Annotated in this window: 14 protein-coding genes; 7 read left to right on the top strand and 7 right to left on the bottom strand. The window is 65.6% G+C overall.

The window, feature by feature from the left end; translation table 11 throughout:
• Positions 1–31: 31 nt before the first annotated feature.
• Positions 32–436 carry a VOC family protein gene (locus tag ACPJXG_RS28430; protein WP_219310463.1) on the bottom strand — a complete coding sequence of 135 codons (405 nt, stop codon included), beginning with the start codon at positions 434–436 and terminating at the stop codon, positions 32–34.
• Positions 437–493: 57 nt separating this feature from the next.
• Positions 494–1390, bottom strand: a complete 897-nt coding sequence (locus tag ACPJXG_RS28425) for a helix-turn-helix transcriptional regulator (RefSeq protein ID WP_425252987.1) — start codon at positions 1388–1390, stop codon at positions 494–496.
• Between the two features lie 127 nt (positions 1391–1517).
• Between ACPJXG_RS28425 and ACPJXG_RS28420 the strand changes: the two genes are divergently transcribed.
• Positions 1518–2555: a methyltransferase domain-containing protein gene (locus ACPJXG_RS28420; RefSeq protein WP_425252986.1), complete on the top strand. Its 1038-nt coding sequence runs from the start codon at positions 1518–1520 to the stop codon at positions 2553–2555.
• A 3-nt stretch (positions 2556–2558) separates the two neighbouring features.
• Here ACPJXG_RS28420 and ACPJXG_RS28415 read toward each other — a convergent pair whose 3' ends face one another.
• Positions 2559–3467: a LysR substrate-binding domain-containing protein gene (locus ACPJXG_RS28415; RefSeq protein ID WP_099403877.1), complete on the bottom strand. Its 909-nt coding sequence runs from the start codon at positions 3465–3467 to the stop codon at positions 2559–2561.
• Positions 3468–3579: 112 nt separating this feature from the next.
• Between ACPJXG_RS28415 and ACPJXG_RS28410 the strand changes: the two genes are divergently transcribed.
• Positions 3580–4833 carry an MFS transporter gene (locus ACPJXG_RS28410; RefSeq protein WP_425252985.1) on the top strand — a complete coding sequence of 418 codons (1254 nt, stop codon included), beginning with the start codon at positions 3580–3582 and terminating at the stop codon, positions 4831–4833.
• Here the strand turns inward: ACPJXG_RS28410 and ACPJXG_RS28405 are convergent.
• Positions 4830–5489: a helix-turn-helix transcriptional regulator gene (locus ACPJXG_RS28405; protein WP_425252984.1), complete on the bottom strand. Its 660-nt coding sequence runs from the start codon at positions 5487–5489 to the stop codon at positions 4830–4832. The two genes, ACPJXG_RS28410 and ACPJXG_RS28405, sit on opposite strands and share 4 nt — an antisense overlap.
• A 124-nt stretch (positions 5490–5613) precedes the next feature.
• Here ACPJXG_RS28405 and ACPJXG_RS28400 point away from each other — a divergent pair, with 124 nt between their 5' ends.
• The 5 genes from ACPJXG_RS28400 to ACPJXG_RS28380 are packed head-to-tail and all read left to right on the top strand — an operon-like array spanning position 5614 to position 12348.
• The gene (locus tag ACPJXG_RS28400) at positions 5614–6096 is read left to right on the top strand and encodes a DUF2165 family protein (RefSeq protein ID WP_425252983.1); all 483 of its coding nucleotides are present in this window, start codon (positions 5614–5616) and stop codon (positions 6094–6096) included.
• A gap of 48 nt (positions 6097–6144) precedes the next feature.
• Positions 6145–7254: an efflux RND transporter periplasmic adaptor subunit gene (locus ACPJXG_RS28395; RefSeq protein ID WP_425252982.1), complete on the top strand. Its 1110-nt coding sequence runs from the start codon at positions 6145–6147 to the stop codon at positions 7252–7254.
• A gap of 15 nt (positions 7255–7269) precedes the next feature.
• Positions 7270–10362 (top strand): MexW/MexI family multidrug efflux RND transporter permease subunit, encoded by a 3093-nt coding sequence (locus ACPJXG_RS28390; protein WP_425252981.1) that lies wholly within the window; start codon positions 7270–7272, stop codon positions 10360–10362.
• Entirely contained in the window at positions 10359–11747 is a 1389-nt protein-coding gene (locus ACPJXG_RS28385) for an efflux transporter outer membrane subunit (protein WP_425252980.1), read from the top strand. Before ACPJXG_RS28390 ends, ACPJXG_RS28385 begins: the two co-directional genes overlap by 4 nt.
• A gap of 25 nt (positions 11748–11772) precedes the next feature.
• Complete coding sequence (locus tag ACPJXG_RS28380) at positions 11773–12348, top strand: DUF1349 domain-containing protein (RefSeq protein WP_425252979.1); 576 nt, start codon at positions 11773–11775, stop codon at positions 12346–12348.
• Positions 12349–12366: 18 nt separating this feature from the next.
• Here the strand turns inward: ACPJXG_RS28380 and ACPJXG_RS28375 are convergent, their stop codons facing one another.
• Genes ACPJXG_RS28375 through ACPJXG_RS28365 form a run of 3 tightly spaced genes read right to left on the bottom strand, consistent with a single transcriptional unit; the run spans position 12367 to position 14594 of the window.
• A complete protein-coding gene (locus tag ACPJXG_RS28375) occupies positions 12367–13248 on the bottom strand; it encodes a ZIP family metal transporter (protein ID WP_425254800.1) in 882 nt (293 codons plus the stop codon).
• Positions 13249–13299: 51 nt separating this feature from the next.
• Positions 13300–14208 (bottom strand): manganese catalase family protein, encoded by a 909-nt coding sequence (locus tag ACPJXG_RS28370; protein WP_425252978.1) that lies wholly within the window; start codon positions 14206–14208, stop codon positions 13300–13302.
• Between the two features lie 29 nt (positions 14209–14237).
• Positions 14238–14594 (bottom strand): hypothetical protein, encoded by a 357-nt coding sequence (locus ACPJXG_RS28365; RefSeq protein ID WP_035823344.1) that lies wholly within the window; start codon positions 14592–14594, stop codon positions 14238–14240.
• Positions 14595–14665 lie beyond the last annotated feature (71 nt).

Genomic DNA, 14665 nt, shown 5'->3' with positions numbered 1-14665 from the left:
CGACGTGCCGCCGCTAATCCGACCTACGATGCTATTGGGGGACAGAATTAGGTTCCATGTACATCAACTCCCACTGGTGCCCATCAGGATCCTGGAAACTATGTCCATACATGAAGCCGAAATCCATCGGCTCCTTGTAGATGCTGCCGCCCGCCTGGACGGCCTTCGCCACCAGCGCATCGACTTCGCCGCGGCTCTCGGCCGACAGGCACACGAGCACTTCCGTCGCCACGGTGGTGTCGCACAGTTGCTTGGGCGTAAATTGCTTGAATTTGTCGTGCGTCAACAGCATCACGAAGATGTCGTCGGCGACGATCATGCACGTCGCCGTTTCATCGGTGAAATGGGCATTGAAGCTGAAGCCCAGCGCCGTAAAAAACGCGACGGAACGTTCCAGCGACTGGACGGGCAGATTGACAAAGATTTTACGGGCCATCATGTCTCCTTGTGGGTCGTATGAGTATGTGCTGCCCGCCGATTCTACACCGGCTTTTTACTTGCCAGCGCGTCCCACGGTCTTCGGCGCGTAGCCGAAATAACGGCTGAACGCGGCGCTGAAATTGGACGGATGGCGATAGCCCGTTTGCCAGCCCGCCTGCGCCACCTGGCACCCATTTTCCAGCAGTAACTTTGCCCGCTGCATGCGCAGCGCCAGCAGGGTGCGCTGGGGGCTGTCGTTGTAGCGGTAGCGCCATCCCTGCTTGAGTTTGAACAAGCTCAATCCCGCTTGCGCGCACAGGTAATCGAGCGTGAGGTCTTGCGCCATCTGCTCCTGCATCAGTGCGTGGACGCGTTCCAGTTTGGCGATATCAGTCTCGGACCAGCGTGGCACGGAAGCGGACGCGGGCGCCGGACACAGCGCCCGCAACTGTTCCGCCAGGATACTGAGCACGCCGATATGCACGGCCAGCGGATCCGTCGCGCGCAGCAGCGCGCGCGCGTGCAGAGCGCTGCTGCGCGTCGTGGCCGCATGCGCCAGCTGGCGCGCGCCACCGTTGGGTAACAATGAAGTCAGGCCTTCCGGCCAGTAGCGCGCCAGCGCGTCTTCGCCCACCAGCACGCGCAATTGCGCCGCCCGTTGATGCGCCTCGAAACGGCGCTCGCCGCTGACGTGGTGAAACGCCGTCACCGTCGTATGGCCGCCCAGGAAACGCAATTGTTCGCCATCGCGCGTGAGGTAACCGGATGCGCCTTCCAGGCCGATGGTAATGACCATGCCGCCCGCATCGTCATGCTTCGATGGCTCGACGAGGGCAAGGCGCGGGCGGTAATCGGAATGCACGAGCAGCAAGCCCTGATCGACCTGGCGCTGGTCCGCGCGGCACTCTTTCAACCCCGGGTCCAGCTGGCGCCGCGTCCAGCCTGCCGCTTCCCTGTCCTGTTCCCTCATCGCTCCTCCTGTTTTCCGCGCCGTCGCGCATACAAAATGCGCCGTGTCGCATACAAATGCAAATGATAATTATTCTCATTGTTGCATAAAATAGGCGTTCTTGCCCACCTCGCCGAAAGGAAATGCCATGCCGTTTACCACGCAACATGCCTTGCAACCGTACTGGGATCTGGCCGTCGCGCCCGTGCAGGCGGACGGGCTGGCCGCAGCCCTGGAACTGGGTATTTTCGAGGTGCTGGCCACGCCGCACACGCCGGCGCAGCTGGCCGACACCCTGTCGCTGCACGCGCCGCACACGGCCCTGCTGCTGGAACTGCTCTGGAGCATGCAGGTGCTGGAACGCGATGGGGCCGCTGCCGAGGCAGACACACAGCGCTACCGCTGCACGGCCGCCACCTTGCAGTATTTCTGCCGCAACTCGGTGGCCTTTTGCGGCGACGCCTGGCTGTACCGGCTGCATGCGCTGCGCCACTTCGCCACCCAGCTCAGTACGCTGGTGCGCGAGGGTGGCAAAGTAGCGCCATACAACACGGCGACTGGAGTCAACTGGGCCGTTGCCGCGCAGCAGCAGATCGGCCAGGAACAACGCGCCGTCACCATGCGCGCGGCCCTGTCCGTGATGCAACGGATCACCCCGTTTGCAGACGGCAACACGCCACTGCGCCTGCTCGACCTGGGCGGCGGTCCGGGCTGGGTTGCCATTGCGCTGGCGCAAGCCCATGCGGGTTTGCACGGCTGCGTTTTCGACTGGCCGGAAACGGTGGCCGTGGCCGGCGCCAACATCGCCCATGCGCAACTGACTGACCGCCTGCAGACGGTGGGCGGCGACCTGGACGGCGACGATATCGGCAACGGTTACGACCTCATCTGGTGCTCGTCCGTGCTGCATTTCGTGCCCGACATGGCGGCGGCCTTGCGCAAGATCCATGCGGCCTTGAAACCCGGTGGCGTGTTCGTTTGCGTGCAAGCGGAAATCGCTCCGGCAGCCGTTGACGCGGCGCGCGTGCTGCCGTATTACTTGCCGATGCGCATGCTGGGCCGCACGGTAACGCGCCAGGGGGAATTGGCACAATTGCTGCGCGACACGGGCTGGCGGCAAGTGGAGCAGTACGGCGCCAGCGATTTTCCCATGGCGCCCGTGCAAGTGCTGATTGCGCGCACTTGAATTTCAACCGTTTGACGCCATCCCATTCTGCAGCGATTCGATGATCAGCCCGGCCAGGCGCTCGACGGGCGGCCTGGACACGCTGGACGCGCGCAGCAATTCCAGCGACAACGGGGGCAGGGCGGGCAAACCGGCCGCCACGTGATCGAGCGCGCACACGGTTGAGGGCAAGCCCAGGCCGGTGCGCACCGTCACACCCAGCCCGGCGGCGGCCGCCGCCCACAGTCCCGCCAGGCTGGGGCTGGTAAACGCCGTGCGCCAGGCGATGCCGGCATGGTCCAGCGCCTGCGTGGCACAGCGCTGGAACAGGCAGTCGCGGTCGAACGTAATGAGCGGCAACGGTTCGCCCGACTCGGGCCGCCAGGCCAGGCTGGACGAGGCGATCCAGCGCATGGCCGGCTCGGCAATATGTTGGCGCTGCTGCGGCGGATACTCGGCCACGTCGGCGATGCAGGCGCCGCCCCACAGCAGGGCCAGGTCCAGCTGGCCCATGGCCAGCCCTTGCATCAAGGCCGTGTTGCGCGCCACGTGCGCTTCGATGCGCACTTTCGGATGCGCGCGGGCAAAGCGCCCCAGCACGTCGGGCAGCAAGGCTTCGCCAAAATCCTCCTGCAAACCGAGCCGGATCCAGCCTTCCAGTTCCGCGCCGCGCAAGGCGACGGCCGCCTCGTCGTTGAGTTCCAGCAGGCGGCGCGCATAGCCGAGCAGAACTTCGCCGGCCGGCGTCAGCGCCAGTCCCCGGCCATCCTTGCGGAACAGGGGCATGCCGGCCTGCTCCTCGAGTTTTTTCAGCTGCGCGCTGACGGCCGAGGTCGAGCGGCCCACCTTGTCGGCCGCGCGGGCAAAGCTGCCCAGTTCGATGCCAGCCACATAGCTGCGCAAAAAGGCGATGTCGAAATTCAGCAGGCTCATGGCATCAATACAATCGTCCGGTTTTGTGGGATGGTGACTAGTAAATTATCTGATATTCAGAACGATCGTACTGCGCAACACTGTCAGGGTCAACCACTTTCCTGTCCCTGCCATGAGCACCAATTGCCAAGCTATTCCTGTTCCTGCCTCCCTGCCCGCGCCGGGCAATGCCCACCGCTGGAAAGTGCTGGCCGTCGGCGTGGCGGCCAACGCCAGCTTTTCCGCCGCCGCCAACGGCATGCCCACCACGGCCATCTGGCTGCGCAGCGGCTATCACCTGAGCAATACGCAACTGGGGGTGGCGCTGGGCGCCATGGGCCTGGGTGTGGCCCTGACCGAATTGCCATGGGGCATGGCTACCGACCGCTGGGGCGACCGCCCCGTGCTGCTGACCGGCTTGCTGGGCACCATGCTCGCGCTGTTGACCTTGCTGCTGTGGATCACGCCGGCTGACGGGTCCGTGCCGCCCTTATGGGCGCTGGCGGCCGGGCTGGCGCTGGTCGGCGTGCTGGGCGGCAGCGTGAATGGCGCCAGCGGCCGCGCCGTGATGCGCTGGTTCGGCGCCGGCGAACGCGGTTTCGCCATGAGCATCCGCCAGACGGCCGTGCCCATGGGCGGCGGCCTCGGCGCCCTCGTCCTGCCCAGCCTGGCATCGCGCTACGGCTTCATGCCCGTGTTTGGCGCCCTGGCCCTCGTATGCGGCCTGTCGGCGTTTTTTACGTGGCGCTGGATGCATGAGCCCGATTTCTCTGCCGAGGCCGCCACAGGGCCGCACAACGCGTCCACGGGCCTATCTGCAGTGAAGCCGCCCCTGCAGAACCGTAAAGTCTGGCGCATGGTGGCCGCCATCGGCTTGCTGTGCGTGCCGCAGTTTGCCGTGCTCAGCTACGCCACCGTGTTCCTGCACGACCATGGCCACCTGGGCCTGGCCGCCATCACGGCCGTGATGGTGGCCCTGCAGGCGGGCGCCATGGTGATGCGCATCTGGAGCGGACGCCATACGGACCGCCACGCGAATCGGCCCGCTTACCTGCGCGGCTCGGCCCTGGTGGCGCTGGCCTCGTTCATTTTGCTCGGATGCATCGCCTGGATACAGGCGCCGGGCTGGCTGTTGATGGCGGCCGTGGTGCTCGCCGGCATCGCCGTGTCCGCCTGGCATGGCGTGGCCTACACGGAGCTGGCCACGGAGGCGGGCGGCGCCAACGCGGGCACGGCCTTGGGCATGGCGAACACGGCCGTATATGCGGGCTTGTTCCTCACACCGATTGCCATCCCGCATTTGCTGGCGGCCAGCAACTGGTCCGTCGTGTGGTGGCTGGCGGGGCTGGTGGCGCTTGCTACCCACCCTCTGTTTCCGAAAGACTAGGGCAGCGCCCTGATCCGGTACACGCAGCGCATGGCGTTGGCCAGCACATGCTGCTCGCGCACGATGCTGGCGTGCGGTCCCACCACTTCCTGGAACAGCTGCATTTCGGAGCGGCAAAAGCCCTGGCAAGTGCGTGCGGCGGCGCAGATGGGGCAGTGGTCTTCGATCAGCAGCCAGTCGTCGCCGTCCGCTTCCACGCGCGCCATATAGCCCTCTTCATCGCGCACGGCCGCCAGCTGTTGCAGCCGCGTGGGCAAGTCCGGCGCCGAGCACGCCAGCGCATACGCGCTGCGGCTTTCCTCTTCGCGCTGGGTAATTAATTTGTCCAGCCCCGCTTCGCCAAACAGCTGGCGCACGGAACCGATCAGCTTGATCGTCAGCTGCGCATGCGTGTCGGGAAAGCGCGCATTGCCCGCTTCCGTCAAGACCCAGTTCTGGCGCGGCCGGCCGGCACCCGCCTGCGCCTCCTGGCGCCCTTCGATAAGACCCGCCGCCACCAGCTTTTGCACTTGCTGGCGCGCCGCCTCGCCCGTCATGTCCAGGGTCTTGGCCAGGGTCGCCGTGGAGACGGGGCCCTTGGTCTTGATGAAATACAGGATGCGCTCCGTCGTTTGCGGCGCCTCCTGATTATCCAAACGTTTACTTGTGTAATTCATTTCACTCAACTATCATGGGGCCAGTTAACCAACTAATTGCTTGCATAATAGGCCGGTAGCTCCCCGCTGTCGAGGAGTTTCCACGCCCGCGTGCCGGCAAGACACTCTTTGGACTGGATTTTCCATGCAGCTGCAGCACTCCATCTGGCTGTTTCACGCCATCCTCGCCACCGGCCTGGCCACCTGGCTAAGCCTGGCCGCCATCAACAACCTGCACGCCTTCCACGGCGCCGTCTGGGCCATCGGCAACACCATGCGCATGGATCCATTGCGCCAGGACCCGACCATCCAGACGCCGCTGCTGCGCCGCGCGCTCACGTCCTTGACCCTGCACCGGCTGGCGCTGGGCGTGGTGCTGGCGCTGCAGCTTGCCGCCGCCAGCGCCGCCTGGACGGGCGTGGCGCTGTTCTTCGGCGCCTCCCTGACGGCGGCGCTGCCCTGGCTGAACCTGGCCTTGTGCGCCATGGCCGCCTTTTTGCTGCTGATGCACCTGGGCGGCCTGTGGTTCGGCTACTGGATCGCGCAGGAAGGCTTGCAGACGACACACCTGGTGCTGCTGCTATGGACCCTGGGTTTGTTCTTCCTCTTCAACGCGCAGCGGACCTGATCAGCCTCCGCTGCGCCTCTTCTTCCCCGCTGTAAAAAGGACTTCATCATGCATACGAAACTCGTCGGCGCTTCCGCGCTGGCCATCACCCTTGCCGTCGCCGGCGCCGCGCTGTATCCGCGCGCGGACTCCCATGCGGCCGATGCCGCCGCCACTGCCGCCACTGCCGCCACCAAGGTGGCGCTGGTGCCCGTCGTGCTGGGCACGCAGGAACGCTACTTCGCCGGCGTGGGCGAACTGGAAGCGGCACGCCAGGTGCAGGTGGCGGCCGAGACGGGCGGGCGCATCACGCAGATCCGCTTCGAATCAGGGCAGAGCGTGGCGGCCGGCGCCGTGCTGGTACAACTGAATGACGCCCAAGAACAGGCAATGCTGCTGCGCCAGCGCGCGCAACTGAAAAACGCGGAAAGCAGCCATGCCCGCACGGTGCAGATGGTGAAGGAAAAAGCGGCCACGCAGGAGCAGCTCGACAGTGCCCTGGCCGCGCGCGATGCGGCGCTGGGTGACGTGCGCCAGACGGAAGCGCTGATTGCGCAAAAGACCATCCGCGCGCCGTTCGCCGGCCAGCTGGGCATCCGCAAGGTGCACGCGGGCCAGTACCTGAACGCAGCCGATACGGTGGCCAGCCTGATCGACACGAAGGCGCTGCTGGTGAACTTTGCCCTCGATGAACAGAGCAGCGCGAAGCTGGCGCCCGGCCAGGCCGTGCAAGTGCTGGTGGACGCGTATCCCGGCGACGTTTTCACGGCGAAGATCAACGCCATCGATCCGCTGATCGCCCGCTCGCGCATGGTGCAGGTGCAGGCGGCGCTGACCAATCCGCGCGGTGCGCTCAAGGCGGGAATGTACGCGAACGTGCGCGTGGCGCGCGAAGCAGGACAACAACTGACGGTGCCGGAAACGGCCGTGACCTACAGCGCGTATGGCGACACGGTCTTTGTCGCGCAGCAGGAGGGCAAGCAGCCGCTCACCGTCAAGCGCGTGGGCGTGAAACTGGGCGAGCGGGCAGGGGGCCGCGTGGCCATTATCGACGGTTTGCGCGAAGGCCAGCGCGTGGTCGCTTCGGGCCAGCTGAAACTGGCCGACGGCATGGCCGTGCAAGCCGTCGCCAATACCCTGGACGAAGTAAAACGCGCCGCGCCCAAGGCCGGCTCGTAAAGGAAAGACATCACCATGAAATTTACCGATTTATTCGTACGCCGCCCCGTGCTGGCGCTGGTGATCAGCACCTTGATTCTGATGCTGGGCGTGATCGCCCTCCTGCAACTGCCGATCCGCCAGTATCCGATGCTCGAATCGTCCACCATCACGGTCAAGACCACGTATCCGGGCGCCTCGGCGGAACTGATGCAGGGTTTTGTCACGCAGCCGATCGCGCAAGCCGTATCGTCGGTGGAAGGCATCGACTACCTCACCTCGTCGTCGGTGCAGGGCAGCAGCACGGTCACCGTGCGCATGGAACTGAACCGCGACTCCACGCAGGCGCTGACGGAAGTCATGGCCAAGGTCAACCAGGTACGCTACAAGCTGCCCGAAGGCGCTTTTGACCCCGTGATCGAGCGCTCGGCCGGCGACTCCTCGGCTGTCGCCTATGTGGGATTTGCCAGCGAGAGCGTGTCCGCGCCCGCGCTGACGGACTACCTGGCGCGCGTGGTGCAGCCGATGTTCGCCACCATCGACGGCGTGGCGAAAGTCGACGTGTATGGCGGCCAGCAGCTGGCCATGCGTTTGTGGATAGACCCGGCAAAACTGGCGGCGCGGGGCCTGACGGCCGCCGACGTGGCCGACGCCGTGCGGCGCAATAACTACCAGGCGGCGCCCGGCAAAGTCAAAGGTCAATTCGTCGTGTCTAACATCAGCGTCAACACGGATCTGACCAGCGTGGCGGAGTTCCGCGACATGGTCATACGCAAGGGCGGCGATGACAGCGCGTCGCTCGTGCGTTTGAAGGATGTGGGCACGGTGGAGCTGGGAGCGGCCGCCACGGAGACGAGCGGCATCATGGACGGCGTGCCCGCCGTGTACCTGGGCCTGTCGCCCACACCGGGCGGCAACCCGCTGGTGATCGTCGACGGCATCAAGAAGCTGCTGCCCGAGATCCAGAAAACCCTGCCACCCGGCGTGAAAGTCGAACTGGCGTTCGAGACGGCGCGCTTCATCCAGTCGTCCATCGACGAGGTGGCGCATACCCTGCTCGAAGCGCTGCTCATCGTCGTCATCGTCATCTACCTGTGCATGGGTTCATTGCGTTCCGTGCTGATTCCCGTCGTGACCATCCCCCTGTCGATGCTGGGCGCGGCGGCGCTGATGCTGGCCTTCGGTTTCAGCATCAATTTATTGACCTTGCTGGCGATGGTGCTGGCCGTGGGTCTGGTGGTCGATGACGCCATCGTCGTGGTGGAAAACGTGCACCGGCATATCGAGGAAGGCAAGACGCCCGTGGCGGCCGCCTTGGTGGGTGCGCGCGAAGTGGCCGGCCCCGTGATCGCCATGACGATCACCCTGGCGGCCGTGTATGCGCCGATCGGCATGATGGGGGGACTCACGGGCGCGCTGTTCAAGGAATTCGCGCTGACCCTGGCCGGCGCCGTGGTGGTCTCGGGCGTGGTGGCCTTGACCCTGTCGCCCGTGATGAGCTCCTTGCTGCTGCAGCCGAAACAATCGGAAGGGCGCATGGCGCGCGCCGCCGAGCACTTCTTCGAAGGCTTGACCTCGCGCTATGCGCGCCTGCTGGACCGCTCGCTGCACCACCGCTGGCTGAGTGCCGGTTTCGCCGCGCTGGTGATGGTGAGTTTGCCGTTTTTGTACCTGCTGCCGCAACGCGAACTGGCGCCGGCGGAAGACCAGGCCAGCGTGCTGACGGCGATCAAGGCGCCGCAGCACGCCAACCTCGATTACGTCGAACGTTTTTCCTACAAGCTCGATGAGATTTATAAAAACGTGCCGGAAACAGCCTCGCGCTGGATCATCAACGGCGGCGAAGGGCCGGCATCGAGCATCGGCGGCATCAACCTCACGCCGTGGGCCGAACGTGCGCGCAACGCGGCCGTCATCCAGGCCGAATTGCAGCACGCCGTGGGCGACGTGGAGGGCACCAGCATCTTCGCCTTCCAGCTGGCGCCCTTGCCGGGATCGAGCGGCGGCCTGCCCGTGCAGATGGTCTTGCGCAGCGCGCAGGATTACGCCACCCTGTTCCGCACCATGGAAGACGTCAAGCAGCGCGCGCGCGCAAGCGGCCTGTTTGCCGTCGTCGACAGCGACCTCGATTACAACAACCCGGTGGTCAAAGTGCGCGTGGACCGCTCCAAGGCGAACAGCCTGGGCATCCGCATGCAGGACATCGGCGAATCGCTGGCCGTGCTGGTCGGCGAGAATTATTTGAACCGCTTCGGCATGGATGGCCGCGCCTATGACGTCATCGCGCAAAGCCCGCGCGAACAGAGACTCACGGCGCAAGCCCTGACGCAGCAGTACGTGCGCGCCGACGATGGCAGCCTGCTGCCCCTGTCCGCCGTCGTGTCGGTGACGGAACAGATCGAGCCGAACATGCTGACCCAGTTCAACCAGCAAAACGCGGCCACCTTCCAGGGCGTGCCCGCGCCGGGCGTGACCCTGGGCGACGCCGTGGCCTTCCTCGATGGCGTGGCCAAGACCCTGCCACCGGGCTTCAGCTATGACTGGCAATCGGACGCGCGCCAGTTCGCCACGGAAGGCAATGCCCTGCTGCTGGCCTTTTTGGCAGCCGTCGTCGTCATCTACCTGGTGCTGGCGGCGCAGTATGAAAGCCTGACGGACCCGCTGATCATCCTGATCACGGTGCCGCTGTCGATCTGCGGCGCGCTGATTCCGCTGGCGCTGGGCTACGCCACGGTCAACATCTACACGCAGATCGGCCTCGTGACCTTGATCGGCTTGATCAGCAAGCATGGGATATTGATGGTGGAATTTGCCAACGAATTGCAGGTGCATGAACAGCTCGACCGCATCACGGCCATCCGCAAGGCGGCGCAGATCCGCTTGCGCCCGATTTTGATGACGACGGCCGCCATGGTGGTGGGCCTGGTGCCGCTGCTGTTCGCCTCCGGCGCGGGCGCCAACAGCCGCTTCGGCCTCGGTGTGGTGATCGTCTCGGGCATGTTGATCGGCACTTTCTTTACCCTGTTCGTGCTGCCCACCGTGTACACCTTTCTGGCCCGCCGCCACACGGCCGACCATGCCACGCCGCGCGCACGCGATTTGTCGCAGGCGCTGAAGGAAACCCCATGAAAAACTACCGCTATCTTGTCTCTCTTTTCCCCGTGCTGGCCGGCTGCGCCGTCAGCCCCGCCTACGTCACGCCGGGCACGCCCGCCATCCATTTGGCCAGCCCACAGCAGGCGCAATTCGCACCCGCTAGCAGCGCCGTCAGCGAAGCCGCCTGGTGGACGTTCTTCGACGATGCGCGCCTGTCGCAGCTGATCGCCAGCGCGCTTGAACACAACCTCGATATCGTCCAGGCGCAGGCGAACCTGCTGGCCGCGCGCGCCGTCTTCGACGAACGCCGGCTAGATGAACTGCCCACCGTCACGGGCCAGGCGGGATGGCAGCGCCAGGTGCAGCAAGACACACCTGATAGCCGCGCCGCCAGCGCCAGCACGCGCGTGGGTTTCGATGCGCAATGGGAGATCGACCTGTTTGGCCGCCTGGCGCATATCAGCCGTTCGGCGCAGGCGCGCGCCGACGCGGCGCAGGCGGACTTGCGGCAGGTGCAGCTGACGATCGCCGCCGAGGTGGCGCGCAATTACTACGAGGCGCTGGGCCACCAGCACAACCTGGCGCTGACGCAGGCGCAGGTGCACAGCTGGCGCGATACCGTCGCCCTGATCGATGCGCGCATCCGCGTCGGCGGCGGCTTGCCGGAAGAGCGCCACAACGCGCTGGCCAACCTGGCGCGCAGCGAGGCAATGCTGCCGCCGTTGCAAGCGGGACTGCGTCAGGCGCAGTACCGGCTCGATGTCTTGAGCGGACAAGCGCCAGGCGCCATCGCGCTGGCCACCACGCCGCGCCAACAGGCGCCGCTGGCGGGCCAGCTTCCCTTGGGCGACGTGAACCGCCTGATCAAGCAGCGTCCCGACGTGGTGCGCGCCGAGCGCCTGCTGGCCGCCTCCAGCGAAGACGTGGGGGCCGCCACGGCGGACCTGTATCCGCGCCTGAGCCTCGGCGGTTTCCTCGGCTTCTTCGCGTTGCGCGGCAGCGGCGTGTTCGACGGCGGCGCGCGCGCCTTCGAGGTGACGCCATCCGTCAGCTATCCTGCCTTCCGCCTGGGCAGCGTCAAGGCACGTTTGCGCGGCACGCAAGCCGAAGCGCAGGGCGCGCTGGCGCGCTATGAACAAACGATACTGATGGCGCAGGAAGACGTGGAAAACGCCGTCACGCAACTGGCGGAAAACCAGACGCGATTGGCGTCATTGCTGCAGTCGGCACGCCATGGCAACGCAGCCCTCGGCGTCGCCAGCACGCGCTATCAGGGTGGTTCCGGCAGCTACCAGGCCGTGCTGGAAAACCAGCGCGCCTTGTTCGATATCCGGCGCGAAGCGCTGCTGGCGGAAACGGCGTCCTACATCGATGCGATTGCCCTGTACAAGGCGCTGGGATGGGGGCAAACTATGTAGCATTTTTTGCTCATGAGGAGATGCGATGTTCAAGCAAGGCAGCTGGCTCAATGCACCGGAAAACTGGTCCGACGACGGCGCGCAATTGCGCGTGACGACGGACGCCAACACGGATTTCTGGCGCAAGACCTCATACGGTTTTATCCGCGACAGCGGCCACTTTTTCGGCACTGAGGTCGACGGCGATTTTACGGCGCAAGTGCACGTATCGGCGCAGTATGCGGCGCTGTACGACCAGGCGGGCATGATGGTGCGTATCGATGCGGAAAACTGGATCAAATGCGGCGTCGAATTTTCCGACGGCCAGCTGCTATTGAGCACCGTGCTGACGGTCGATACCTCCGATTGGGCCGTCAGCATCGCACCCGCCATGCCGGACGGTTTCTGGCTGCGCGTGACGGTGGAAAAGGGCACCATCCGCGTGCAGTATTCGACCGATGGCAAGCTGTGGCCGCTGCTGCGCCTGGCGCCGTTTCCCACGGCATCGCGCTACCTCGTCGGCCCCATGTGCTGCACGCCGGAACGCGCGGGACTCGATGTCGTGTTTTCACAGTTTTCCACCGGCCCGGCGCTGCAAAAGGACTTGCACGATCTCACTTAGAACGCCACTGCGCCTTGCTTAGCTGAGCGCCGTATCGAGCACCATCATCAGCAGAAAACCGGACACCAGCGCGATACTGGCAAAACCGCCATTGCCGCTGCGCTGCGCCTCGGGAATGGCGTCGTGCACGATGACGAACAGCATGGCGCCGGCGGCGACCGCCAGGCCCCACGGCAGCAGGGCGGACGACAGGCCGATCAGGGCCAGACCGGCGAGCGCCGCCACCGGTTCGACCAGGCCGGAGGCGGCGCCCATGGCCACCGACAAACGGCGGCTGTAGCCCACGCTGCGCAGCGCCAGCGCCACCACCAGGCCTTCGGGCACATCCTGGATGGCGATGCCGGCCGCCAGCGCATTGGCCTTGTCCAAGTCGATGCCCGCATAGCCGACGCCGATCGCCAGTCCCTCGGGCAGGTTGTGCAAGGTGACGGCCAGCACAAAAATCCATACCCTTTTCAGGCTGCTGGCGGCGACGGGCGCCCCATGCTGCACGCGTTCGCGCACGACCAGGTTGAGCGCGACGATCAGCAGCATGCCCAGGCCCATGGCAAAGGCCACCAGCAGGCTGGCGTGCATGGGCGTTGCCACGCGCTGCCTGGCCGCCGCCAGCGCCGGTAGCACCAGAGAAAATGCGGTAGCCGCCAGCATCACGCCGGCGCCAAAACCGAGGAAGCAGTCGTAGCTGCGCTGCGAGAATTTGTGCGACAGCAGCACCGGCACGGTGCCCAGCGCCGTCGCGGCAGCGGCCATGGCGCCGCCGATCAGGGCCGGCGCCAGATGGGCATGGCGCAGCGCCAGCTGGGCCGATAGCGCGTACAGCAAGCACAGCAACAGGAGCAGCAATGCGCCGCCGCACAGGGCAAAGCCCAGTGCATGAGACCAGGACCAGTGCCTGGCCAGGGTTTGCAGCGCACGCGGCGTGTTCACGCTGGTGAAGCCCGGCCTGTTGCGCTACAAGGGCATGGACGAGCTGCTGCCATCGCGGCCGTTCGGACGCATGCCCAGTTCCGCGCCCGTCAACGGGTCGGCATCGGGATTGGACGCCGTGCGCGCGGCCATCTGCTGCACGGTCGCCAGTTCGTCCTGCGGCAATTTCACTTCCGCCTCTCCCGTGCCGCCATCGACGGCCATCTGCTGGCGCGGGTCGGAAATGTACTGCCACTTGCCGCCCTGGTTCCACGGTCCCCGTTCCTCGCCCTGCCCCTGCGACATATTGAAATACACATCCGCATACTGCGGATCGCCCGGCAATTTGCCAGGAGGGAAATTGGGCTCGATCGAATACAGGGCTTTTTCAAACGACTTCTGGTGCGCCACTTCGCGCGTCATCAGGAAACCCAGCGCTTCCTTCACGCCCGGGTCGTCCGTCAGGTTGATCAGGCGCTCGTAGACGATCTTGGCGCGCGCCTCGGCGGCGATGTTCGAGCGCAGGTCGGCCGTCGGTTCGCCGATGGTGTCGATGTAGGCGGCCGTCCACGGCACGCCGGCCGAATTGACCAGCGGGGCGCCGCCGCCGTACAGCACTTGCGTCACGTGGCTGTCGTTGCCCGCGCCCGTGATGTTGCGGTACAGCTCCGCCGCCTGGTCGACGCCCTCGGCCAGCCGCCCCTTGGCGCCCTTGTTGAGCATGACGACGATATTGCCGATCACTTCCAGGTGGCTCAGTTCTTCCGTGGCGATATCGAACAGCATGTCCTTGCGGCCCGGATCGTCCTCCGACAAGGCTTGCGTGAAGTAACGGCAGGCGGCGGCCAGCTCGCCCTGCGGGCCGCCGAATTGTTCCAGCATCAGGTTGGCCAGCCCGGGATTGGGCTGCTCCACCCTGACCGTGTATTGCAGTCGCTTGTTGTGTGCAAACATGGTGCTCTCCTCGTTCGCAGCACGCCGGTCTACTCGTGCTGATTCAGTGATCTGTGGATGTCTTTCGACTCGTTGCGGCCCGGCCGGTCATCGGCCAGCTTGCCCGCTTCACTTTGCGGCCGCTGCGCCGCGCCCTTGACGTGGGCGTTGTCGTCAGATTGCGTCAGGGTGGGCAGGTTTTCCTGCTCCACCGGGTCGGGCCCGCCCTGCGGCGTGATGACGTCGTTGGCCCAGTGGCCGCTGTTGGCATTGCCGCTGGCCAGCTTGCCGCCGCCCTGGTTGGCGTAGGGATCGCCCTGCGCCTTGTCGGCATCGGTCTTGTCCATGCGCGTGTTGCGCCCCTGGTCGGCAGGATGCTGCGGGGTGTTGCCATGTTCGTCCTGCATGCGCTTCTCCTCGGTTGGTGGATGAAGGTCCATGCTACTGGCACGCAACGGCCGGCAAGATAGGCGCGCGG

The sequence above is a fragment of the Janthinobacterium sp. NFX145 genome (assembly GCF_049810325.1).
GTDB classification, from domain to species: Bacteria; Pseudomonadota; Gammaproteobacteria; order Burkholderiales; family Burkholderiaceae_D; genus Janthinobacterium; species Janthinobacterium rivuli.
Note: the sequence above shows the minus strand (reverse complement) of the source record. Positions and strands in the feature narration are given on the sequence as shown.

Bases quoted from the DNA above. Each gene is read 5' to 3' on its own strand.
- ACPJXG_RS28430 (WP_219310463.1), bottom strand. From the start codon at position 436: ATGGCCCGTAAAATCTTTGTCAATCTGCCCGTCCAGTCGCTGGAACGT.
- ACPJXG_RS28425 (WP_425252987.1), bottom strand. From the start codon at position 1,390: ATGAGGGAACAGGACAGGGAAGCGGCAGGCTGGACGCGGCGCCAGCTG.
- ACPJXG_RS28420 (WP_425252986.1), top strand. From the start codon at position 1,518: ATGCCGTTTACCACGCAACATGCCTTGCAACCGTACTGGGATCTGGCC.
- ACPJXG_RS28415 (WP_099403877.1), bottom strand. From the start codon at position 3,467: ATGAGCCTGCTGAATTTCGACATCGCCTTTTTGCGCAGCTATGTGGCT.
- ACPJXG_RS28410 (WP_425252985.1), top strand. From the start codon at position 3,580: ATGAGCACCAATTGCCAAGCTATTCCTGTTCCTGCCTCCCTGCCCGCG.
- ACPJXG_RS28405 (WP_425252984.1), bottom strand. From the start codon at position 5,489: ATGAATTACACAAGTAAACGTTTGGATAATCAGGAGGCGCCGCAAACG.
- ACPJXG_RS28400 (WP_425252983.1), top strand. From the start codon at position 5,614: ATGCAGCTGCAGCACTCCATCTGGCTGTTTCACGCCATCCTCGCCACC.
- ACPJXG_RS28395 (WP_425252982.1), top strand. From the start codon at position 6,145: ATGCATACGAAACTCGTCGGCGCTTCCGCGCTGGCCATCACCCTTGCC.
- ACPJXG_RS28390 (WP_425252981.1), top strand. From the start codon at position 7,270: ATGAAATTTACCGATTTATTCGTACGCCGCCCCGTGCTGGCGCTGGTG.
- ACPJXG_RS28385 (WP_425252980.1), top strand. From the start codon at position 10,359: ATGAAAAACTACCGCTATCTTGTCTCTCTTTTCCCCGTGCTGGCCGGC.
- ACPJXG_RS28380 (WP_425252979.1), top strand. From the start codon at position 11,773: ATGTTCAAGCAAGGCAGCTGGCTCAATGCACCGGAAAACTGGTCCGAC.
- ACPJXG_RS28370 (WP_425252978.1), bottom strand. From the start codon at position 14,208: ATGTTTGCACACAACAAGCGACTGCAATACACGGTCAGGGTGGAGCAG.
- ACPJXG_RS28365 (WP_035823344.1), bottom strand. From the start codon at position 14,594: ATGCAGGACGAACATGGCAACACCCCGCAGCATCCTGCCGACCAGGGG.